Source organism: Paenibacillus sp. FSL R7-269 (assembly GCF_000517865.1).
Classification (GTDB): Bacteria; Bacillota; Bacilli; order Paenibacillales; family Paenibacillaceae; genus Paenibacillus_AQ.
The window spans coordinates 1-23,132 of sequence record NZ_ASPS01000004.1 but is presented as its reverse complement, the minus strand read 5'-3'; the positions used below and the strand labels follow the sequence as shown (position 1 = coordinate 23,132).

21 protein-coding genes are annotated in these 23,132 nt (G+C 52.6%); 18 read left to right on the top strand and 3 right to left on the bottom strand.

What is annotated here, in order from left to right; all coding sequences use genetic code 11:
* Positions 1 to 202: 202 nt before the first annotated feature.
* From C162_RS01335 to C162_RS01325, 3 genes are all read left to right on the top strand, one after another.
* Positions 203 to 739 carry an RNA polymerase sigma factor gene (locus C162_RS01335; RefSeq protein ID WP_036690472.1) on the top strand — a complete coding sequence of 179 codons (537 nt, stop codon included), beginning with the start codon at positions 203 to 205 and terminating at the stop codon, positions 737 to 739.
* Positions 736 to 1,905, top strand: a complete 1,170-nt coding sequence (locus C162_RS01330) for a hypothetical protein (protein ID WP_036690470.1) — start codon at positions 736 to 738, stop codon at positions 1,903 to 1,905. The genes C162_RS01335 and C162_RS01330 overlap by 4 nt, the downstream gene beginning before the upstream one ends.
* Positions 1,906 to 2,112: 207 nt before the next feature.
* The gene (locus C162_RS01325) at positions 2,113 to 3,138 is read left to right on the top strand and encodes a LacI family DNA-binding transcriptional regulator (RefSeq protein ID WP_036690468.1); all 1,026 of its coding nucleotides are present in this window, start codon (positions 2,113 to 2,115) and stop codon (positions 3,136 to 3,138) included.
* Positions 3,139 to 3,610: 472 nt separating this feature from the next.
* Here C162_RS01325 and C162_RS01320 read toward each other — a convergent pair whose 3' ends face one another.
* Complete coding sequence (locus C162_RS01320; protein WP_036690467.1) at positions 3,611 to 4,570, bottom strand: sugar kinase; 960 nt, start codon at positions 4,568 to 4,570, stop codon at positions 3,611 to 3,613.
* Between the two features lie 341 nt (positions 4,571 to 4,911).
* On the opposite strand from C162_RS01320, the gene C162_RS01315 reads away from it, so the two are divergent.
* The 5 genes from C162_RS01315 (at position 4,912) to holA (ending at position 9,318) form a co-directional block, all read left to right on the top strand.
* Entirely contained in the window at positions 4,912 to 5,553 is a 642-nt protein-coding gene (locus C162_RS01315) for a bifunctional 2-keto-4-hydroxyglutarate aldolase/2-keto-3-deoxy-6-phosphogluconate aldolase (RefSeq protein WP_036690465.1), read from the top strand.
* A 170-nt stretch (positions 5,554 to 5,723) separates the two neighbouring features.
* Entirely contained in the window at positions 5,724 to 5,981 is a 258-nt protein-coding gene (locus C162_RS01310) for a hypothetical protein (RefSeq protein ID WP_036690464.1), read from the top strand.
* Positions 5,982 to 6,195: 214 nt separating this feature from the next.
* Positions 6,196 to 6,747 carry an RNA polymerase sigma factor gene (locus tag C162_RS01305; RefSeq protein ID WP_036690462.1) on the top strand — a complete coding sequence of 184 codons (552 nt, stop codon included), beginning with the start codon at positions 6,196 to 6,198 and terminating at the stop codon, positions 6,745 to 6,747.
* On the top strand, positions 6,744 to 8,003 hold the full coding sequence (locus C162_RS01300; protein ID WP_036690460.1) for an anti-sigma factor family protein: 1,260 nt from the start codon (positions 6,744 to 6,746) through the stop codon (positions 8,001 to 8,003). The genes C162_RS01305 and C162_RS01300 overlap by 4 nt, the downstream gene beginning before the upstream one ends.
* Before the next feature lie 295 nt (positions 8,004 to 8,298).
* Positions 8,299 to 9,318, top strand: a complete 1,020-nt coding sequence (holA, locus tag C162_RS01295; RefSeq protein ID WP_036690459.1) for a DNA polymerase III subunit delta — start codon at positions 8,299 to 8,301, stop codon at positions 9,316 to 9,318.
* A gap of 182 nt (positions 9,319 to 9,500) precedes the next feature.
* Here holA and rpsT read toward each other — a convergent pair whose 3' ends face one another.
* Positions 9,501 to 9,773: a 30S ribosomal protein S20 gene (gene rpsT, locus C162_RS01290; protein WP_036690458.1), complete on the bottom strand. Its 273-nt coding sequence runs from the start codon at positions 9,771 to 9,773 to the stop codon at positions 9,501 to 9,503.
* 179 nt (positions 9,774 to 9,952) lie between these two features.
* Here rpsT and gpr point away from each other — a divergent pair, with 179 nt between their 5' ends.
* The 6 genes from gpr (at position 9,953) to C162_RS01260 (ending at position 17,036) form a co-directional block, all read left to right on the top strand.
* Positions 9,953 to 10,963: a GPR endopeptidase gene (gpr, locus tag C162_RS01285; RefSeq protein ID WP_036690456.1), complete on the top strand. Its 1,011-nt coding sequence runs from the start codon at positions 9,953 to 9,955 to the stop codon at positions 10,961 to 10,963.
* Positions 10,964 to 11,167: 204 nt separating this feature from the next.
* Positions 11,168 to 12,541, top strand: a complete 1,374-nt coding sequence (locus C162_RS01280) for a stage II sporulation protein P (RefSeq protein WP_036690453.1) — start codon at positions 11,168 to 11,170, stop codon at positions 12,539 to 12,541.
* 30 nt (positions 12,542 to 12,571) lie between these two features.
* Entirely contained in the window at positions 12,572 to 13,087 is a 516-nt protein-coding gene (locus tag C162_RS01275) for a hypothetical protein (protein WP_036690451.1), read from the top strand.
* A 225-nt stretch (positions 13,088 to 13,312) separates the two neighbouring features.
* Positions 13,313 to 15,124 carry a translation elongation factor 4 gene (gene lepA, locus C162_RS01270; RefSeq protein ID WP_036690450.1) on the top strand — a complete coding sequence of 604 codons (1,812 nt, stop codon included), beginning with the start codon at positions 13,313 to 13,315 and terminating at the stop codon, positions 15,122 to 15,124.
* A 143-nt stretch (positions 15,125 to 15,267) separates the two neighbouring features.
* The gene (hemW, locus tag C162_RS01265) at positions 15,268 to 16,452 is read left to right on the top strand and encodes a radical SAM family heme chaperone HemW (protein WP_036690448.1); all 1,185 of its coding nucleotides are present in this window, start codon (positions 15,268 to 15,270) and stop codon (positions 16,450 to 16,452) included.
* 74 nt (positions 16,453 to 16,526) lie between these two features.
* Positions 16,527 to 17,036 carry an N-acetyltransferase gene (locus tag C162_RS01260; RefSeq protein ID WP_143804192.1) on the top strand — a complete coding sequence of 170 codons (510 nt, stop codon included), beginning with the start codon at positions 16,527 to 16,529 and terminating at the stop codon, positions 17,034 to 17,036.
* Between the two features lie 148 nt (positions 17,037 to 17,184).
* Here the strand turns inward: C162_RS01260 and C162_RS01255 are convergent, their stop codons facing one another.
* A complete protein-coding gene (locus tag C162_RS01255) occupies positions 17,185 to 17,796 on the bottom strand; it encodes a hypothetical protein (protein ID WP_036690447.1) in 612 nt (203 codons plus the stop codon).
* Between the two features lie 315 nt (positions 17,797 to 18,111).
* On the opposite strand from C162_RS01255, the gene hrcA reads away from it, so the two are divergent.
* The 4 genes from hrcA (at position 18,112) to dnaJ (ending at position 22,981) form a co-directional block, all read left to right on the top strand.
* On the top strand, positions 18,112 to 19,143 hold the full coding sequence (gene hrcA, locus C162_RS01250; protein WP_036690445.1) for a heat-inducible transcriptional repressor HrcA: 1,032 nt from the start codon (positions 18,112 to 18,114) through the stop codon (positions 19,141 to 19,143).
* Between the two features lie 48 nt (positions 19,144 to 19,191).
* On the top strand, positions 19,192 to 19,779 hold the full coding sequence (grpE, locus tag C162_RS01245) for a nucleotide exchange factor GrpE (RefSeq protein ID WP_036690443.1): 588 nt from the start codon (positions 19,192 to 19,194) through the stop codon (positions 19,777 to 19,779).
* 108 nt (positions 19,780 to 19,887) lie between these two features.
* The gene (dnaK, locus tag C162_RS01240) at positions 19,888 to 21,735 is read left to right on the top strand and encodes a molecular chaperone DnaK (RefSeq protein ID WP_036690442.1); all 1,848 of its coding nucleotides are present in this window, start codon (positions 19,888 to 19,890) and stop codon (positions 21,733 to 21,735) included.
* A gap of 118 nt (positions 21,736 to 21,853) precedes the next feature.
* Positions 21,854 to 22,981: a molecular chaperone DnaJ gene (gene dnaJ / locus C162_RS01235; protein WP_036690440.1), complete on the top strand. Its 1,128-nt coding sequence runs from the start codon at positions 21,854 to 21,856 to the stop codon at positions 22,979 to 22,981.
* The last annotated feature ends 151 nt before the right edge of the window (positions 22,982 to 23,132 follow it).

Here is a 23,132-nt window from a genome sequence, read left to right as displayed (position 1 = left end):
CCCACGCCCCGCCTGCATTCTATTCTCTTATAATTAATTAGTATTTTTTTTAAGCATTTTGCTGCGCTGTGGAATGGTCCGAATGGGGCATTTGGAGAGGGGGAATGGTCTGCGAATTTTGGTAGCGTTTAAATTAAACTTATACATAAATAGGGAACCGTTTCGGGCCGCATGAGTCTTATTAGGGGAGAGGGGAGAGAACATGCAGAGTAAAGAACTAACGTATAGCATGACCTGTGCCTCATCGCTATCGCTGCGCGAGATGATGGAGACTTACGGAACGGATGTATGGAATTATGCTTTTTTCTTAACCCGCAGCCGGGAGCAGGCGAACGATATCAGCCAGGAGGTATTCCTTAAGGCCTACAAGAGCATGAGTAAGTACCGGGGGCAGTCCACTCTGAAAACCTGGCTGCTCACCATCACCCGCAACACCGCGTTCAGCTTACGGAAGAGCAGCTTCTGGCGGAGGTTCACTCCGCTGGGCAACCATCAGGATAAGGGAAGCACTCTGTCCGCAGAGCAAGAGGCTATCGGCAATCAGTACGCGAACCGCATCTGGGAGATCATCATGGAGCTGCCGGACAAATACCGGGAGGTGCTGGTGCTGGACATCCAGCAGGATCTGTCGGTCGCTGAATTGTCCTCGCTGCTTGGGATCGCGCAGGGGACGGTCAAATCCAGGCTCGGACGGGCCAGAATGAAAGTGAGAGCAGCGATGAAGGAGGAAGACCTGTGAAGACAAGACAAGAGCATGAGCAAGTGAAGGTGATGAGCGGGGAGAAGGACTGGTATAAGCAAGCCGGACGGAGTCCGCTTGCAGAACCGGGATTCACGCCACAGCTTATGGCGCGGATTGAAGAGGCTGCCCATGAATCCTCTAATCGTACAAGCGGCCGCCGCCGCTTCAGCCGTATGGCCGCCTTCGGCGGACTGGCAGCCATCCTGCTGCTTGGAGCGCTGGTCTGGCCGTTTGGCCCAGGGGCCGGGCTTGATCCGGCAGGGAGTCTGGCAGCGGTCTTTAAGCCTGGCTCGGGAGCGGCTGTGGTTACGCCGTCGGTGTCTCCTTCGGCGTCTCCGCAAGGACTGGGCCTGTACGAGATATCGGCAGAGTTTGAATTAGGCGGTCTTAAGTACTATATGCCTCTTCCACTAGACCGCAATAAGGCTGCTGCGATGGCTGTTGAGACCTCTGCTGGAATTGTCTGGTCACCCCCTCCACCGATGGTTGACTATCTCAAGCCTAAATACACACATAATACAGAGCCGTATACTCTTTATCTGACTCCAAAAGGGCATCCGGAGCTATCTAAGGATTCAGCACAGCGGTTGTATGTCTTTCCTTTATACGCCGGAGGTGCGCAGTCTTATTTGTCGCTAGGAGGCTTAATTGGAGCGGGAGATTATCTTTTGTTTTTCAGCGGCAGCTATACTATTGGAGAGAATCAGAAAAGGTCAGGGGCCAAGCTGTATGTAATGGATGTCAGACAGGCAGGAAAGGGTAAGATTCCTGTTCCCCGAGAGCTACTAGTCTCAGATGAAGCGTATCAAGTCTATAAATCATTTATGGCTGTTAATCCCGAAAAAGCAGAGCTTTTGGTTGTTTATTATACGGATGATGGAAGAGGCGGTTATACACAGCATAATAAGCTGTATGATATTGCAACTGGCAGTGCTCAGGTACTTTCGGCCGAAATCACTACAGAGAATGTAGAAAGACCCTCCAGGCTTCATTATGGAGAGCTTACCCTTGATTCTAAAGATCTTGTGACCATTGTCCATTACGAAGTTAACGGAGAGCAGCGGAGTACAAAGGTTGATATGAAGACGGGCGAACAGTGGTTCTACGACTGGTGGTATGAGGAATACGGTGTGAAAATTGATGCCTCCTCAATAGAAAAATGATCATTTGCCTGTTATCTATGTCCCTTGCGGACTGCAAGGCCCTTATTGTAGTGCGAATGCGTCTTAACCGGGTGAGTTATTTCGTATTTTCAATCTAATCATATAGATAATTTACTAAAAAAAAGCTATACTTTTTGATAATCTCTCTAAGTAAACTTGGTTTGTGTTTACTTCTGGAGTTCGATATCGAAGAGTGGAGCGGGATCAATGAAGAAGCTGACTATTGAGGATGTGGCCCAGAAAGCGGGTGTATCGAAAAGCACAGTCTCGCAATTTTTGAATAAACGGTTCAAGTATATGAGTGAGGCGACCAAAAACCGCATTGCCGAGGTCATCGATGAGCTGAACTACCAGCCCAACGGGCTTGCCCGCAGCCTCAAGCAGAACCGCACGCATATGGTCGGCATTATTGTAGCCAATATAGATTATTCGCTGTCCATTCAGTGTATCCGGGCCATTGAGAATGAGCTGCAGCGCCACGGCATCCAGGTGATTATCTGCAACTCTGATGAGAATGCAGATAAGGAGAATACCTATGTGGAGACGCTGGTCGCCCGTCAGGTGGATGGCCTGATTATTTTCCCGGCGGGAGATCAGCCTGCGCCTTACACCCGACTAATTGAAGCGGAATATCCGCTGGTCTTCATGGACCGGCTGGTTGACGGCATTACGACCCAGAGCCTGCTGCTGGATAATGAAATGGCGGTGAAGACCGCCATCCGGGAGCTGACCGGCCACGGCCATGAAGCGATTGCTATTCTATCCCTGCCGCTTGGCGTACATGCGATCACCCCGCGCAAAGAGCGAATGAGCGGTTACAAAAAAGCGATGGAGGAAGCAGGTCTGCCGCTGCAGGGTTCGTATATGCGCAGTGTATCGCGCGAAGATATCGCTTCCGCACTGGACGAACTGCTGCAGCTGCCCCAGCCGCCTACAGCGCTGCTTGCCGCCAATGATCTGGTGCTGGGCGAGATTCTTAAATATGCGAACCGCAACGCCATCTCCATCCCCGGCCAATTGTCAGTGATCGGCATTGACGATGCGGAATTCGCCCGGATCTATAATCCTGATATTACTACGATCCGCCAGCCCGCCTACGAGATGGGAATGCAGGCAGCGAAGATTATGCTCTCATTGATCAACGATAAGGATAGCGCGATACCTATCACCTACAGATTCCCGCCTTCCTTGCAGCAGGGCGATTCGGTGCAGCCTCCGGCTAAGCCGGAATAGCAACTGCATTTAGTACAATGGAATGCTATAAAAAAGGCCGTTTTTCACCCACAACACAACATTCCACTGTATGAAATACAATAGAATCTCATTTTACGGTCAGCTATGCATGTTCTATTGCAGGAAATACAATCAGCTACTCGAATGTAAGAGCAGAAGTTGGTAACAGGTGCAAGATGGAGGCTTAATTGCAATCCGTACAACTAAATCGCCGCATGTGCCGCCGAATCTCTGTTTAGCTGTATTTCGTGCAATTAAAATGCCTCTGAACCTGGATTTTCGCCTATCCGGGCAGATGTAGTTGTACAGACTACAGTTAAAAGAGGGAAGTCGTCCATTTCCCTGTTTTTAGTTGCACAAACTACACTTATCTCTGATGGTGCGCAAAAAGGTGTCCCAAGCCGACCGGCTTCTGGGACACCTTTTTGCAGTTGCAGTTTCTGTTACAGTCACACCCTTGCGGGGAGCCTGTTTATTTCTTAACGCCCGTGCTCATGAAGGCTTCCAGCGCGTCGCGGGTCGGCAGTCCGTCCATATCGCCAGGCGACATCACGGCGAGTGCGCCGATCGCATTGCCGCGCTTCACGGCTTCCGCTACGCTGAGCTTCTCCAGCATGGCGCTGATCACCCCAACCGCGAAGCCGTCTCCGGCACCGACCGTATCCACAACCTGCTCGACCTTGAAGCCGTCCACATAACCCTCTTCACCAGCGGAGGTCTTGTAGTAAGCGCCCTCAGGACCGAGCTTGATTACTACAAGGGATACGCCGCGCTCCAGATAGTAGCCGGCAATCTCCTCCGGAGTCTCAAGACCGGTGAGGATTTTGCCTTCTCCGTGTCCGGGCAGGAACCAGTCGCAGCGGGTAGCCAGGTCGTTGATCGTATCAACCATAGTTTCAGTGTCCGGCCACAGGGTCGGGCGCAGATTCGGATCGAGCGATACAGTCTTGCCGCGCTGCTTCATGAACTCCATGGCATGCAGCGAGAACTCATGACACGAAGCTGAGAGTGCGGAAGAGATGCTGGTCACATGCAGATGGCCTGCGGAAGCGAAGTAATCTTCTTTGAAGTCGGCGAGGCTCAGCTTGGAGGCGGCGGAATTCTTGCGGAAATATTCGACCTTGGGATCTCCGGTCAGTACCTTGGATTTGATCAGCATACCTGTGGAGAATTCCTTGGTCGTTGTGATGCTCGCGGTATCGATCTTCTCCTTATTCAGTGCCGAGGTGATGAACTGGCCGAAGTTGTCTTCGCCAAGCTTAGTCACATAACCGGTCAAATGCTCCAGGCGTGATAATCCTGTGGCTACATTGCTCTCCGCACCTGCCAGCGCCTTGGAGAAGGAAGTGACCTCATGCAGGGGGCCGGCTTCATTAGCGTAGAACATGGCCATCGGCTCCCCGAAGGTGACTGCATCCAGCTGTTTATTCATGAATAGTTCCTCCTAAAATGAACACGTTATTATGGTTTGGGATAGAATATAAGTTGAAATTATCACATAAAACGGTTTTGTACAATATAGCAATGCTCAATATGCGGGCATATTTTGTACAGAAAGCAGGCGGATAGATTCGTTTACCCTTGATATATAAGCGTTTTAGTCGATTTAAGAAGGGATGTTACCGCTTCCTAAATAAATATATATTGACTGTTGGCGGCAATGTTATTACTATTTTCTTAGAAGGATAAAGCCTGAAGTTAGTAAAATAGATAAATTAGTTTATCTAAATAAATATTCTTAAGTGGAATATAACCAGAGAGGAAGTAACAACCATGAAGAAAATCAAAGTATTGCAGAATATCACCTCTGTTGGCGTAGTAGCTGTTATCCGTGCGGATAATGCCGATGATGCTTATGCCATGTCGGTGGCTTGTATCGAGGGCGGACTGAATAATATTGAAGTTACCTTCACGACTCCGGGAGCCGAAGTAGCGATCAAGCGCTTGGTGGAAGAATACGGGGGCCGCGCCGTGATTGGTGCCGGTACCGTGCTTGACCCGCTGACGGCAAGAATTGCTATTCTGGCGGGTTCGGAATTTGTGGTCAGTCCTTCTTTTGAAGAGGATACTGCGAAGATGTGTAATCTGTACGGCATTCCTTATATGCCGGGCTGCATGACGCTGAATGAGATGAAGGAAGCCCTGAAGCTGGGCGTGGATGTGCTGAAGCTGTTCCCTGGCAGTGCGTTCGGACCGGACTATGTCAAGGCGGTTAAGGGGCCGATGCCGCATGTGAACATTATGCCTACCGGTGGCGTGGATCTGAACAATATGGAGAAGTGGATCAAGAACGGCTGCATCGCTGTCGGCATCGGCGGCAACCTGACCGCACCGGCCAAGGAAGGCCGTTATGACCAGATCACAGAGCTGGCTGCACAGTATGTTGCGAAGTTCAAGGAGATTCAAGGGCAGTAAAATATATGTACAACAGGAATGTCTTGCCTCTATGGGGCAGGGCATTTTTTTGTTGAACGTTAGATCAGCCTTAATGATGGAATTGCTGCCGCTTCGGGCAATACTTATAATAGAGGCAGAGTGCCCTAAGCGCCTGCGGACATTGAGAAGTATACCTGAAAGGTGATGCCATGACTGGCGACGATCTTCGCAGCAAGCTGTACCCGACACTGGTAGTGGAAGAAGCCGATTATGTGGAGATCCGGACTGCAGTCCCCGGCTGCAGGGTGACAGCGGGAGCTATTTATAAGCTGTATCGTAACTATAATCATCCGCAACTTTTTGAGCAGGGAGAAGTATATGTGCTTGATGATGCTTCCAGGGAGAATTATGCGGTGCTCCTGGTGTGCGCGACTACATTATATACATTAAAAAGAGTATTTGAATGATTGCTGCATCCCTTGTATGCTTAGTAGGGATTGTGGACTACAAGTAGAAACGGCTTTGCCGTCCTTTTTTAGGACGGTACCGTTTCAGCGGGAAAGATAAGGAACATTTATGCGCGAAGCATCTAGTTTTTATCTTTTAAAATAATCATTACAGGCTTGCAACAAATTCGCAGTCTTGCGCGTCAGTAAGATTGCATAGAGAGGGGGAACCTTCGTGGTGGAGCAGGGACTCATCAGAGCCGCTCAAGCGGGCGATCGCGACGCTCTAATCACCCTATTGCGAGAAATTGAAGGGCATGTATATAAGACGGCCTTCTACATTCTGCATAATGAACAGGATGCTCTGGATGCCTCCCAGGAAGCGTTGATCCGGGTGTACACCAAGATCGGCTCCTATGAGGAGAAGGCGCAGTTCAAAACATGGGTTCAGCGAATAGTAACCAACATATGTATAGACAAATTCCGGAGAACGAAGCCTACCGTTTCTATCGATGAACACGAAATGGTGTTCCAGGATAAAAAACATAACGTAGAGCGCGAAGTGATGTCGGGTTATCTGGCGGAGGATATCCGTGAGGCCATCGACCAGCTTCCGGAGCATCACCGGACGGTAATCGTGCTCCGCTATTTACAGGATTTTTCTTACAACGAGATTGCAGACTGTCTGGATCTGCCTCTGAACACGGTCAAATCGTACCTGTTCCGGGCGCGGCAGCAGCTGCAGAATAGACTTCAGGAGTATCAGAAAGGTGGTGTGTCAGGATGAAATGCGCGGAGGTGATGGAATGGATGCACCGCTATTTAGATCATGATCTCAGTCAGGAAGAAATGCTTGAAATGTTCCGTCATATCGACGATTGTCCTTCCTGCGCGGAAGTCTTGGACCGGCTGACACTGCTCTCCGAGCAGCTGGAGCAGCTTCCGGATGTGAAGCCCCCCTTCAGTCTGGTTGACTCTATCCTGCCTCAGCTTGAACAACTGGACCGAGGTGTCCCGGAAGCGCCTGCGGTTATGGAGCCGGAAGATCCGAAGGTTGTTCCCTTCTCCCGTTCTAATACCCGGGGCAAGAAGTCCAAGGGCCCTTCACTGGCTGCGCGGACAGGCATTGGTGCGGCAGCTGCAGCTGTAATTCTGCTCATCGCCGTATTCAATATGCCGAAGAGTCTGCCGGGAGCGGACATGGATATGGCCTCCAATTTAATGAGCGGCGGGGCGGCGAACTCCAGCATGAGCACAGAGAACAGTGCGGACGCCCCACTGGCAGACGGACAGAATAACAGCGACAGCGGCAGTGAGCTCCGGTCAATGGAGCAGACCGCGCCGAGTGAAACGGCAGACAATAATTTGAAATCTGCATCTCCTGCTCCCAGTGAGCGTGCGGATCAACCGGCCGCAGGTGGCGGCGGTTCGGATACAGGCACGGAGCCTGAGGTAAGCGAAGCTCCGCCCAGCAAGCGCACCGCTACTGCGCCTCCGGCGGACCGCCCCAAGAGCACCAAGAAAGCGGATAGCCGGTCAGCAGATACCCAGAGCATGAAATCGAGTACACCGACACAACAGAGTGTGGTGGACGATAATCCGGCTGCGGCGGATGCACGGACGGCACCGACTCCAGCTCCGGCAGAGTCAGGAGCCATGACGCTGATGGCTGCGGATTCCTCGTGGACTTCGCCGGACGGGCAGCATATGGCTGAGCTGACTGGCCAGCATGTGTTAATCTACAGCGTAACCGCAGAGGGAGAAGAGCAACAGCGGGCAGCGCTGGCTTCGCTTCCATTGGAGGGGAACTGGGTCTCCGGTGTGTGGTCGGAAGATGGCACCCAGTTCACTTATGTGCTACAGCTTGAGGACGGTACGCAGACGACGAAGGTATATACGGTTCCGGCAGAGAGCGCAACACCTGCTCCTTCCGCTTCTCCGGCACCTGCCATCTCTCCAGCGCCTACCGCTTCTCCTGCGGCTTCTGCCTCATCGGTTCCCAGCCCGGCTATCACCCCGGACGCGGCAACGTCCGATAAATAACCGGAACGTTCTTCTAGCCTGCGGAATATGCTAAGGCAAGAGGACATGAATTACAAGCTTTGCGAGTATCATCGGTATGACCGGCGGCCGGGAGAGTTTCTAGAGCTGCTCCCTCCGTCGTTTATATAGATGCGCCGCTGAAACGGAGTAACTTTGGCCCTGGCTGCCAAGGCTGCTCCGTTTTTGCTTGCGTTCCTGGGCAGAATACTTTGATATAGATGCCTATGTTTTGAGCTGTTTTTTTGATAAAATGTACGAATGCATCACTCGAGAAAATAAAAAAGGAAGTGGCAGGATGGATGCCAAAACGGCGGCCAAGGACATCAAGCAAGGAAAGGTCTCCCCGCTGTACCTGCTGTACGGCAGTGAGAAGTTCCGGATGAATGAATTCGCGGCCATGCTGGAGGAACACCTGATAGCCAAAGAAGACCGCGATTTCGCGGTGATCCCGTTCGATCTGTCCGAAACTCCGGTTCAGGCTGTCGTCGAAGAGGCAGAGACGGTTCCGTTCATGGTAGAACGCAAGCTTCTGCTGGTGCGGGATGCGGCTCTGTTCACGGCAGGCAAGGAGAAGACGAAGCTGGAACATAACGTGGAGATGCTAAGTGAATATATGCAGCACCCTGCCGAATTCAGCGTGATTGTATTTATGGTGAACGGCGATAAGCTGGATGAACGTAAAAAAATCGTCAAAAGCATCAAAGCTTCCGGCACCGTACTGGCCTTCAATCCCTTGGGTGCGGAGGAGCTGCTGCGTTGGGTGGAGAAAGGCTTTCGCGAACGCGGCTGCTCTCTTGCGCCGGGGACGGCAGAGGTTCTGATTGCAAGCAGCGGAACCGGACTCCAGGGTCTGTCTGCGGAGATGGACAAGCTGTGCTTGTTCGCCGGTACTGGCGGCCGGGTAGATGCAGCAGCGGTGGAGAGTCTGGTCCACCGGGGAACGGAGCAGAATATCTTCACGCTGGTGGAGGATATTGCGAATCTGCGCCTGGACAAGGCGCTGAATACGCTCTATGAACTGCTTAAGCAGCGGGAGGAGCCGATCAAGATCGCTTCGCTGATTGCCCGGCAGTTCAGAATCATCCTGCAGGTCAAGGATTTGTCAGCCCTGAGCTATTCGCAGGGACAGATTGCCTCCCAGCTCGGACTGCATCCGTATGCAGTGAAGCTGGCCGGAGAGCAGGCTCATAAGTTCGGAAGCCAGCGGCTGCGGCAGATCCTGAGTATTCTGGCGGATCTGGACTATCAGATGAAGACGGGGGCTGTCGATAAGGTGCTGGGGCTGGAGATGTTCATGCTGCGCCTCGGAGCCTGAATAGGGCTGCATCTCACGGAACGAATCAAAGAGCCTGTCCATCCCGTGATACACGCGGGCGGGCAGGCTCTTTGATTGTACAGCGGAATTCAATGAGTGAAGCTAACAAGCATAAAAAAACCTAACCGTATGCAGCATAGCGGTCAGGTTCTTCAATGCTCGTTATGATTGTCGCCCTTGGCTTAGGCTTGAGCCTTGAGAGCGTTCAATTTCTTCGCCAAGCGGGATTTTTTGCGGGCAGCCGCATTTTTATGAACCAGGCCTTTAGTTACAGCCTTGTCCAGCTTTTTGGAAGCCGCTTGGAAAGCAGCCTGAGCTACTTCAACTTCCGTACCTGTCACTGCTACATCAGCAGTTTTCACAGCTGTACGAAGCGCGGACTTCTGGGAAGCGTTCAGTGCACGGCGTTTCTCGATCGTCTTGACGCGTTTTACCGCGGATTTGATATTTGGCATTGCATTCACCTCCTGAAAGACATTCGAAATCAACAAATGATTCACAACTTAAAATAGTTTAGCATGAAGGGTAGTAAAAAGCAAGATAAAAAGCTTTAGAATTCCTCAGTGTGGTTTGTATAAACGGCGGCTTTCTCTCGCACACTATCAGCAATATGCAAAAGGAGGCTGAACTAAGAATGGAACTGGATCTTCAGCTGTATTCGGTACGTACGGACTTGGCGGTGGAAGCGAAGGAAATGGCAGAGCGGCACGCCAATACGCCGATCCCGGGTGTCAATGAGGAAGTGGAAGAAGCGGACGGCATCAAAGTCACGAGACTTGCTGTAGCAGACCTTGCCGGCTCTCAGGCGATTGGACGGGCAATCGGCAATTACGTGACTCTGGAGGTGCCTGGGCTGCGCGGCGGGGACACAGGGCTGCAGCAGAAGGTCTCTACAGTGTTTGCCCGGGAATTCGAGCACTTCCTGGATAAAATCGGGATTGACCGCGATTCCAAGGTCCTTATCGTGGGACTGGGCAACTGGAATGTGACGCCCGACTCGCTCGGCCCGCTGGTCGTTGAGAATGCGCTGATTACCCGCCAGTTCTATGAGCTGGTGCCCGACCAGATCTCGCCCGGTTACCGGAATGTCAGTGCTATTGCTCCCGGAGTGCTCGGCCTGACAGGGATTGAATCCAGCGAAGTTGTGCAGGGGATAGTGGACCGCACCAGCCCGGATGTCATTATAGCTATTGATGCGCTGGCCTCCCGTTCATTGGAGAGAATCAATACCACCATCCAGATTGCTGACATCGGGATTCATCCCGGTTCAGGGATCGGGAACAAACGCAGAGGGCTGACCAAGGAGGTGCTCGGTGTACCTTGCATCGCCATCGGCGTCCCTACAGTCTGCTATGCCTCCACTATCGTCAATAATGTGCTGGAGATGATGCGGACCCATTTCGGGCAAATGGCTGACGGGGGCGCTCATACCAAGGAGATTATGGGTCTCCTTGACGATATCTCTGAGCAGGAGCGTCTAGCCCTGGTGAAAGAAGTGCTTGAGCCGCTGGGCCATGACCTGATTGTGACCCCCAAAGAGATCGATGAATTCATTGAAGAGATCGCGAACATTGTGGCAAGCGGACTGAATGCCGCCCTGCATGAAGCGGTAGATCCGGGTAATGTCGGAGCTTACACTCACTGATCTGTCACTTATCAACTAGCCCGCACCGCCCTGCTATAACGCAGAACTGGTTGCGGGCTCTTTGTACAAATTACAAGAACTTATGTGTCACATCTCTATCTATGCTCCCTGCTATCTCTCATTTTGTGGTTCTAGCATAACCCTTAAGCTCATAGATTTGGAGTATGAGAGATTACAGAGGGCTTAGAGGAGGACATAACAATCATGAACAGAAAATGGTTTCAGCTATGGAATATAGGGCGGCTGCGCGGACGGCTGATGGATATTCTGTCGCTGGGAAGGACGATGCTGCTGCTGGCCGGAGGTTCGCTTGTGTTGTTCATGCTGCTTGGAGCCGGCGGATTGGCCGGGCAGAAGCTGAATTCTTCGCCCATTCCTTCTATGAAAGGTCTGGCGGCTTCGCTCTCCAGCGGATTCTTCATGGAGCTGCTGGGCATGGAGGTTCCTCATCTGCCGAAGGGCGAGGAGCCTTCAGCCTTCTCCGGGGACAAGGTGACCTCGTTCGTATTCCGGCTGCTGACCAGTGTTGATCCTGGTGATCCGAAGAGTCTGGTCTCGCGTGAGATGCCAGGACTTGCTGCCGATGATCCTTTCCTGCTGCGGCAAGGTTCAGGGGGAAGTACAGGGGCGCCGGCCGATTATCATCCGGGGGGCGATGAACTGGCCACTGGGGAAAACCCCGGAGCAGGGGGCGATCCTGGAGCCCTCCCAGATTCAGGGGACGGTACAGAGGCTGATAATGGCCATGACAATCCGGGGGGAGGCGTGGTACAGCCCGAGGCTTCGCCTATTCCGGACCCGTCCGGTACAGAACCTGACGAGGGTTACTCCGGAAGCGGAGATGCCGAGAACGGCACGGGAGATACTTCGGTCAAGCGTATTCTCGTCTATCATTCCCATCCGCGGGAAGCATATAATCCGCTGCTGGGCGCACAGAGCGACAACCCCAGCTCGGCCGTCCCTTCCAAGAATGTCATGCTGGTAGGCTCCTATATTGCCAAGAGGCTGGAAGAACGCGGAATCGGAACGGTCCATGCCCAGGAGGACTATGCTACAGAGGTGCCAGGCTACAACTGGAACTTCTCTTATAAATATTCACGTATGACTGTGAAATCGGCTATGGCCTCCAATCAGAGCATGAGTGAGTTGATTGATATTCACCGCGATTCGCAGCGGCACGGCAAAACAACGGCTGTGATTAACGGAAAAAATTATGCCCAGGTATATTTTATATTGGGGCATGCGAATAAAAACTGGAAACAAAACGAAGCCTTCGCCAATAAAATCCATCAGCTGCTGGAGAAAAATTATCCTGGAATTTCACGCGGGATATGGGGGAAATCGTCCGGAAACGGGAATAATGGGGAATATAACCAGACGTTGTCCCCGAACAGTGTGCTGATTGAGGTAGGCGGAATTGACAACAGCGCCGAGGAGCTGAAGCGGACGGCGGATCTTCTGGCAGATGCGATTGCTGATGTGTATTGGAGCAGCCGTGATGCTGAGAAGGCGGCTGCGCCAGATCAAGGCAGTACGCAGTCTGGAGTCACCGGGGCAGACACTTCAACCGGTTCCTAAATGGATTATAGCTGAAAAGGAGCGGAGACTATGACACGGTTCGGTAAAAAGCTGGTGATGGTCGGAATATGGGCGGGTGTAGGGCTGCTGATCGGCCTGCAGTTCGGCGGCGGCGGTCCGGGAGTCTCCGGTATACTGCCGGACTGGAGCAAGCCAGCCGGGAGCAGCACGGCTGGGAGTCAGCTTCCGGCTGGACAGAACGGCACGGCCGGGACCGCACATGTTCCGGCTGCCGGCTCGGCCCCGGGCGGCCAGGCTTATGTATATGTGCCCGTGACTATTGATCCGGTAACGGGCGCTTACACCATGCTGCCCATGCAGCAGCAGGTTGCAGGTACACAGGCGCAGACGGCTGGCGGCACAGGCAGCCTTCCGCAGCAGGAGGTGAAGGACTACTCTGCGCGCAGTCCCGAACAGATTCTGATCCCGGAGGAGCAGAAGCCCACGGTGGATGTGCTGGCCGATAAGACTGCTGGCCTGCTCCAGCAGGCTTCGCAGAAGGGCATCCGCTGGGTGGTCTCTCTCTTCGACTCCTCGGAGGAGTGAGCAGGAACAGCCCGGAATTTCCCGGGCTGTAAGGAGGTTTAAGGTACAAACGGCTGCGGATGATGGAAGTCCGCAGCCGTTTGTGTGTTTTTTTGCAGGATTCCGCCTGCGGTTGTAGAGGGTCCAGGCGGTTTCTTTCTTTTCCGGGGGCTGGCGGGATTGATGGGCGAAGCCCGTACTGTTATAATAAGTGGATTAACATTAGGCTGTCTGTGGGGGTAAGGAATGACTGACGTTCAGAAACGACAACAACAAATTCGCAATTTCTCGATTATTGCACATATAGACCATGGCAAATCGACACTGGCTGACCGCATTCTGGAGTATACGGGTGCGCTCACTTCGCGTGAAATGCAGGAGCAGGTTCTGGATCAGATGGACCTGGAGCGCGAGCGCGGCATCACCATCAAGCTGCAGGCCGTACGTCTGACGTACCGTGCCGATGACGGACAGGAGTATTATCTGAATCTGATTGACACACCGGGGCATGTCGATTTCACCTATGAGGTATCCCGCAGTCTGGCGGCCTGCGAAGGCGCACTGCTGGTAGTGGATGCAGCTCAGGGGATTGAGGCCCAGACGCTGGCTAACGTGTATCTGGCGCTTGACAACAATCTGGAGATTCTTCCGGTGCTCAACAAAATCGATCTTCCCAATGCTGACGCCGAACGCGTGAAGCAGGAGATTGAAGATGTCATCGGGCTGGATGCCAGTGAAGCTGTTCTGGCTTCTGCCAAGGCAGGCATCGGCATCAAGGAGATTCTGGAGCAGGTCGTGAAGCAGGTTCCGGCGCCGACTGGCAGCTCGGAAGAACCGCTCAAGGCGCTGATCTTCGACTCCCATTATGACCCGTACAAGGGCGTTATCGTCTATGTCCGTGTAATGGACGGCAGTATCCGTGCCGGTTCCAAGATTAAAATGATGGCCACCGACAAAACCTTTGAGGTTATTGAGGTCGGAGCCTTTATGCCGCGCATGACCATTGTACCGGAGCTGAACATCGGCGATGTCGGCTTCATTGTGGCCGGAATTAAGCATGTAGGCGACACCCGTGTCGGGGATACAGTGACGGATGCCAAGAATCCGACGCCTGAACCGCTGCCGGGCTACCGCCGGATTAATCCGATGGTCTATTGCGGGCTCTATCCTATTGAGACTTCCGATTATAATGATCTCCGTGAAGCGCTGGAGAAGCTGCAGCTGAATGACGCTTCCCTGAGCTTCGAGCCGGAGAGCTCCAGCGCCCTCGGCTTTGGCTTCCGCTGCGGCTTCCTGGGACTGCTGCATATGGAGATTATTCAGGAGCGGATCGAACGCGAGTTCAATCTGCCACTGATTACTACCGCGCCGAGCGTTATTTACCGTATTAAGCTGACTAACGGGGAGACCATCCAGATCGACAATCCGTCGCACTATCCGGAGATCGGGACGATTGACTTCATCGAAGAGCCGTATGTCAAAGCGGGAATTATTGTGCCTAACGACTTCGTGGGTACCGTGATGGAGCTGTGCCAGAACAAACGCGGTGAATTCGTCAACATGGAGTATCTGGACAGCAACCGTGTAACCATTACGTACGAGATTCCGTTATCCGAGATCGTCTACGACTTCTTCGACCAACTGAAATCCGGCACGAAGGGTTATGCATCCTACGATTACGAGATCTCCGGTTACCGCCAGTCCAATCTCGTGAAGATGGATATCCTGCTGAACAATGAGCAGGTCGATGCACTGTCCTTCATCGTTCACCGCGACCGCGCCTACAACCGCGGCCGGGTCATCTGTGAGAAGCTGCGCGGCATTATCCCGCGCCAGATGTTCGAGGTGCCGATTCAGGCATCCGTCGGCACGAAGGTGGTTGCGCGTGAGACCGTTAAGGCCATGCGTAAGAACGTATTAGCCAAATGCTACGGCGGCGATATCTCGCGTAAGCGGAAGCTGCTGGAGAAGCAGAAGGAAGGCAAGAAGCGCATGAAGCAGGTCGGCAGCGTCGAGGTGCCGCAGGAAGCGTTCATGGCCGTGCTTCAGATTGAGTAGCAGCATATAAGCTCCTCCGGAGCTTTCGGTTTATCGCAGAAACGGGTGCCGTCCTACGCAGGGCGGTGCAGCCGTTTCTTCTTGCTTTTCAGCAGCAGGTGCTGTGGCAGGCCTGTACATTAATAGAACAAAGGAGACAGCTAATGAACACAGCTAAGAACACTGCACACCATGGCCGTCCCCCTGAGGCCGTATATATTCACATCCCGTTCTGCACCAATAAATGCTTCTATTGTGATTTCAATTCTTACGTGCTGAAGGACCAGCCGGTGATGGACTACCTCCATGCGCTTGACCGTGAGATGGAGCTGACCGTGCAACACACGCCTCCGGGTGTGATCAAGACGATTTTTGTCGGCGGGGGTACGCCTACTGTACTGGGGCCTGATGAGATGGCTTATTTCCTGGAATCGGTCCGCAGACATTTCCCGCAGTGGGATGAGCAGATTGAATTCTCGATGGAGGCTAACCCCGGCACAACCGATATCGACAAGCTCAGAGTCATGAAGGAAGGCGGCGTCAACCGTGTCAGCTTCGGGGTGCAGGCGTTCCAGAATGAACTGCTGAGCGGAATCGGCCGGATTCATGATGTGAACGACGTATACCGCAGTCTGGAGAATGCCCGTGCGGTGGGCCTTAATAACCTGTCGCTGGATCTGATGTTCGGCCTGCCGAACCAGACAGTGGACATGCTCAGAGAGAGCATCGACAAGGCGCTGGCGCTGGATCTTCCGCATTATTCCATCTACAGCCTGAAGGTGGAGGAGAACACACTGTTCCACACGCTGTTCAACAAGAACAAGCTTCCGCTGCCGAATGAAGAGGATGAGCTGGCGATGTATCTGTTGCTGATGTCTACTATGGAGGCCGCAGGGTATATACAGTATGAGATTAGTAATTTTGCGAAGCCGGGGCTGGAGAGCCGCCACAATATCACGTACTGGCGCAACGAGGATTATTACGGACTGGGCGCAGGGGCGCATGGATATGTGGGCCGGCAGCGGCACATGAATATCAAGGGCGTGAACCCGTATAACGAGGCTTCGCGCAGCGGGCTGCCGCGTCTGGACAGCTTTGAGATCTCCGAGCAGGAGGCGATGGAGGATTTCATGATGGTCGGCCTGCGGATGCGCGAAGGAGTATCGGATAAGGCGTTCCGTTCGCAATTCGGTAAGCCGCTGGAGGCTGTTTTTGCAAGGCCGCTGCATAAAATGCTCAAGGCCGGGCTGCTGGAGCAGTCCGGGGACAACTATCGCCTGAGCAAGCAGGGAATCCTGTTTGGCAACGATGTTTTCGGGGAATTTGTCGGTGCTTTGACAGAGGTTTAATTTTGAAATACCCCTTGAATTGTAATTCACTGTGTTGTATATTTATTCATATTAACAACAAGGGGTGAGTCAAGGTGCTTGTCAAAACGGATCATTTCCAAAAGGCTTCTCCAGCGGGAGAGCAGCAAGTGATATGCAGAAATGCTACGGTGGAGGATGTAGAGCCGCTGTATCTGATGATAGAGGAGTATGCCAGGCAGGGGATTATGCTGCCCCGTTCAAGGCAAGCACTGACCCGCCAGATCGACCAGTTCGTAATTGCCGAGATTGGCGGCAAGTTTGTCGGCTGCGGTTCCTTGTTCAGGCTCGGCAGTGATCTTGTGGAGGTCCGTTCCATTGGACTGCGTGATGAAGGTAAGGGCAAAGGTGTAGGCACGATGATCCTGGAGAAGCTGGTGGAAGAAGCCAGACGCCAGCGAATCCCGAAGATTATGGCCCTGACTTATGCCGTGGACTTCTTCCTCCGCAATGGCTTTGATGTGGTGCAGAAGGAGATTTTCCCCGAGAAGGTCTGGACCGATTGTGTGAACTGCAAGAAGCAGCATGCCTGCGATGAGATCGCCGTGCTGAAGAGACTGGACTAATCCGGCGGGACATAGCCCCACGGTAAACTATATAATAAGAAACCACTGTTCTCCCGGGAAGCTGATGCTTCAGAGTGACAGTGGTTTTTTGAAATTATAGAATGTATATGTTTCACACGATAACTTATCCGCTGAAACGGCTTCCGTATTATTGTGCATAGATAAGCTTGCGCTGCTGCTCTACAAGTTCCGCAAGCTCCGGCGTGGCATACGCAGAAGGGTGAAACGAAGGGGACATCGTATTATAAGTAACTCTAACGCTGGACCCGTCCGTCATCTCAATCTCCATCCAGTATTTGTCCCCCACCCAGCTCTTGGTCTGCTTGGACAGCTCCTCGAACGGGAGGTATGCCAGCTTGGGGAATTCACGGATGAATACGGCGTTGGCCTCCGGGGTGAAGTCCATCAGGTCAGAACCGTCATTGCCGCTCACAAAACGGACAGTTTGTATTTTGCCCTCTATATCCAGCAGATCGTTAAGGGTTCTGGCTGCCGGATTGTTGGACGCCAGATATAGCCGGTCCCCCGCCCAGAGTCGCGCCGATGTCTTATAGCCCTCTACCTCGTAGAGCAGTGTGCCTGTCTTAAGATTTGTCGCATCTCCATCCTGCAGCTCAGCGCGCGGACACTTCTGTTCGGATTTGCTGTAGGTGATTTTGCCGATCTCCTTGCCTTTGCCCAGTGCGATGGGGTTAGGATTGGTATTATCGTAGTACATGACGCCGTCCCATTGCAGGAGGGATACATAATTCGCATCCACATCGATGCACTCTACCGGTAAGATTTTACCGTTACAGCCCGTAAGTGCCAGTGTAGTTAATAGGCCTGCGATGATAGCCCATAATGTTGTTTTTTATAACGCATTTTTATCACTCCCTGAGTATTGGACGGCATCGTCCGGGAAATGGTTGCGGTGAAATATCCAAAATCTTGCTTTGTTTAAAATAGGCGCAATCAAGTTGCTGAACTCACTTGACAATGCTGAGGTCAGTTTGGTATTTTTGTATTAGTGGTTAGCACTCATCTCGTTAGAGTGCTAACGAATCGGAGCCACAGTCGGATAGGAGGGAATAACATGTTAACTGAACGCCAGAGAATGATACTGAATGCCATTGTCGATGACTATATTTCTTCCGCTGAGCCGGTGGGCTCACGCAGTATCTCGAAACGCGGGGATGTGGGCTACAGTCCAGCCACGATCCGCAACGAAATGGCCGATCTGGAGGATCTGGGTTATCTGGAGCAACCTCATACGTCGGCAGGGAGAATCCCGTCCCATAAGGGCTACCGCTATTATGTGGATCATCTGGTACCGTGGAATTCCGCCGAAACGGCCGAGCTGGGCACGATCCGCGCTTTTTTCGCCGAGAAGCTGAATGCTACAGAGCAGGTTATCCAACACGCGGCAATGATCCTGTCCAATATGACGAATTATACTTCCATCCTGCTGGGACCGGAAGTTTTTCATACTTCATTGCGCCATTTCCAGCTGCTTCCGCTCGATGACAAGACCGCTGTGGCAATTATCGTTACCAGCACCGGGCAGGTAGAGAATCGAACCGTGAGTCTTCCTCCGGAGATATCTGTGTCCGAGATGGAGAAGGTCGTGAATCTGCTGAACAGCAAGCTGGTCAATGTACCGCTCTACAAGCTGAAGAGTCAGCTCTATTCCGAGCTGGGTGAAGAAATGCAGCGCCACATCTCCCATTATGAAGAATTAATGCAGGTGCTGGATAAGGCGCTTGAGAGCGACCAAGATCAGCGGATTTACTTAAGCGGAGCCACGAATATGCTGACCCAGCCGGAGTTCAAGGACGTCGACAAGGTGAAGACGATTCTCGATCTGCTGGAGGAGACGCCTACGCTGCTCAAAATGCTCACCCCGGCCAGCAGCGGAGCAGGAATGCAGGTGCGCATCGGTACAGAGAATAAGCATGAGGCTTTTGCCAACTGCAGTCTGATTACCGCCACCTATTCACTGGACGGCAAGCCGCTGGGGAGCATCGGTATCCTGGGTCCGACCCGTATGGAGTACGCACGTGTAATGGGTATTCTGGGGATTTTGTCCCGGGATTTGACAGCGATGCTGGCACACTGGTATAAGTGAACAGAGTGTACTAGTCCATGTGAATGATATTAAGGAGGTGAAGACAACTTGAAAGAGGAAGAGGTTCAAGAAATGAATGAGAAGAATGATCCCTCGGTGAATGAGAATCACGCGGCTGAAGAGGCTGATACCACAGCAGATAGCGGTTCATTCACGGCTGAAGAGGCCGGCGAGGCGGCTTCAGGCAATGAGGAATACAGAAAGCTGCAGGAGCTGGCAGATGAGCATCAGGCGCGCACCTTGCGTGTGCAGGCTGATTTCGATAACTTCCGCCGCCGGACCCAGAAAGAAAAGGAAGAGCTGGCACAGTACGCAACGTCTAAGCTTGTAACCGAACTGCTTCCGGTAATGGATAACTTCGAACGCGCACTGGCGACACCTGCAGCAGGTGCAGACGCTGAAGCGTTCATCAAAGGCGTGAATATGATTTTCCGTCAGCTGGAGGGAGTCCTTAAGTCTGAAGGGCTTACAGCTATGGAAGTGGTAGGACAGCCTTTTAACCCTGAATATCATCAGGCGATCATGCAGGTGGAGAGCGAGGAGCACGAGGAAGGCATCGTGACGGAGGAGGTCCAGAAGGGCTATCTCCTGAAGGATAAGGTTCTTCGTCCGGCCATGGTCAAAGTCAGCATGTAGTTCTGTTCTATATAAGATAAGCGGGTAGAGCTTGTGAAATTAATTTCCACAATAATATAAATGGATGAAGCCCCGGGCTTCACATTATTTCTGAGGAGGCACATTACAGTGAGTAAAGTTATCGGTATTGACTTAGGAACCACGAACTCTTGCGTTGCGGTTATGGAAGGCGGCGAAGCCGTCGTTATCCCGAATCCGGAAGGCGCGCGTACAACCCCATCGGTTGTAGGCTTCAAGAAAGACGGCGAGCGCATCGTCGGTGAAACGGCAAAACGCCAGGCCATTACGAACCCGGACCGTACGATCGCTTCGATCAAACGCCACATGGGTACAGGCCACAAAGAAAGCATTGACGGCAAGGACTATTCTGCACAGGAAATCTCGGCAATGATTCTTCAGAAGCTGAAATCCGATGCTGAAGCTTATCTGGGCCAGACGGTAACCCAAGCGGTTATTACAGTTCCTGCTTATTTCAATGACAGCCAGCGTCAGGCTACCAAGGATGCAGGTAAAATTGCCGGCCTTGAAGTGCTGCGTATCGTCAATGAGCCAACAGCAGCTGCTCTTGCTTACGGTCTGGAGAAATCCGAAGATCACACCATCCTGGTCTATGACCTTGGCGGCGGTACTTTCGACGTATCCATCCTTGAGCTGGGCGACGGCTTCTTTGAAGTAAAGGCCACCAGCGGTGACAACCGTCTGGGCGGAGATGATTTTGACCAACTGGTTATGGATTATCTCGTAGCTGAATTCAAGAAAGAGCAAGGCATTGATCTGAGCAAGGACAAAGCGGCGGTTCAACGTCTGAAAGATGCTGCGGAAAAAGCGAAGAAAGAGCTGTCCGGCGTACTCACAACTACAGTATCGCTTCCGTTCATCACGGTAGTTGACGGAGTGCCTCAGCACTTGGAGATCAACCTGACCCGTGCCAAGTTCGACGAATTGACTGCAAGTCTGGTTGAGCGCACACTGGGACCTACCCGTCAAGCGCTGAAGGATGCTGGTATGACGCCTGCGGACCTGAACAGAATCGTACTGGTCGGCGGATCGACTCGTATTCCTGCCGTACAGGATGCGATTAAGAAGCTTACAGGCAAAGATCCGCACAAAGGTGTTAACCCGGATGAAGTAGTAGCCCTGGGTGCTGCTGTTCAAGCGGGCGTACTGACTGGTGATGTAAAAGACGTAGTCTTGCTCGACGTAACTCCGCTGTCCCTCGGTATTGAAACTGCAGGCGGCGTGTTCACGAAGATGATTGAGCGCAACACTACGATCCCTACAAGCAAATCGCAGGTGTTCTCGACCTTCGCAGACAGCCAGCCTAGCGTGGAAATCCACGTATTGCAGGGTGAACGCGAGATGGCGAACGGCAACAAGACGCTGGGACGCTTCATGCTGAACGAGATTCCACCGGCACCGCGCGGCGTACCGCAGATCGAAGTTACCTTCGACATCGATGCCAACGGTATCGTTAATGTCTCTGCTACAGATAAAGGTACCAACAAGAGCCAGAAGATCACCATTACTTCTTCCAGCGGTCTGAGTGACGCAGAAGTGGAACAGATGATGAAGGATGCTGAGCTGCACGCTGAGGAAGACCGCAAGCGTAAAGAACTGGTTGAAGCCAAGAACGGTGCTGACCAGCTCGTATACTCCACAGATAAAGTAATCAAGGATCTGGGCGACAAGGTCGATGCTTCCGAGATCGACAAAGCCAATGAAGCCAAGGATAAGGTGAAGGCTGCACTTGAAACCGACAACCTGGAAGAAATTACTGCCGCTACAGAGGCGCTGAATGAGATTGTACAGCAGTTGTCCGTGAAGCTGTATGAGCAGGCTGCACAGGAACAGCAGGGTGCTGAAGCGGGTCAGGATGCTTCTGAAGGCAATGCCAAGAAGGATAATGTGGTAGATGCGGATTACGAAGTGGTTGACGATGAGAAGAATCAAGGGTAACCTTAGACGATAAGTTCTAATGTGGTGAGAGGGAAGGTCAAGACCGGGGCATCCCGTGTTTTGGCTTTCCTTTTACCATGTATATAGGGGAAATTAACGATGTACGGAGGTGAAAGCAGTGGCAGATAAACGTGATTATTATGAGGTTCTGGGCCTCGGAAGAGATGCTTCAGAAGACGAAGTGAAGAAGGCTTACCGCAAGCTTGCGCGCCAATACCATCCCGATGTGAATAAGGCCAGTGATGCTGAGGCTAAGTTCAAAGAGGTTAAAGAAGCCTACGATGTCCTGAGTGACGGGCAACAACGGGCGCGGTATGACCAATATGGGCATATTGACCCTAATCAGGGAATGGGCGGCGGCTTTGGCGGCGGTGGCGGAGATTTCGGCGGTCTTGGTGATATCTTCGATATGTTCTTCGGCGGCGGCGGTGGACGGCGTGATCCGAATGCACCACAGCGCGGCGGCGACTTGCAGTATACGATGACCATTGAGTTCAAGGAAGCGGTGTTCGGCAAAGAGACCGATATTACCATTCCGCGCACGGAGACCTGCGATACCTGCTTTGGCTCCGGAGCCAAGCCCGGTACGAAGCCTGAGACCTGTTCCGTCTGCCATGGCAGCGGGCAGCAGGAATTCGTACAGAATACACCGCTTGGACAGATGCGTAACCGCCGTCCCTGCTCCCATTGCAGCGGCACAGGCAAAATCATTAAAGAAAAATGCACCACCTGCGCAGGCCAGGGTAAGGTGAAGAGACAGCGCAAGATCCATGTGCGTATCCCTGCCGGTGTCGATGACGGCGCACAGCTGCGCATGACCGGTGAAGGCGAAGGCGGCACACGCGGCGGCCCGGCCGGAGATCTGTACATTGTAATCCGTGTGAAGAATCATGATTTCTTCGAGCGCGAGAACAACGATATTATGTGCGAGGTTCCCTTGACGTTCGCTCAGGCTGCGCTTGGTGACGAGATTGAGATCCCAACGCTGACCGAGAAGGTGAAGCTCAAGATCCCGGCAGGCACCCAGACCGGCACCTTCTTCCGCCTCAAAGGCAAAGGGGTTCCGCACCTTCGCGGCAACGGCGTCGGTGATCAGCATGTCCGCGTTATCGTCGTTACGCCTAGCAAGCTCAGCGATGAGCAGAAGGACCTGCTCCGCCAGTTCGCCTCCCACAACGGAGAGAACACGCATGAGCAGGAGCAGTCTTTCTTCGACCGCGTGAAGCGGGCGTTCCGGGGAGACTGAACTTTTAGGTAATGTGAAATATGAATGGAAGAGCTTGTAAAATAACGCCCCATCTCCATTAGTTGAACTGTGACCCACAAGAAAGACACTTTGAAAAAAGTGACCATCTTGTGGGTCTTTTGTGTTTTAATCAGAATATTGGAAAAGGAGC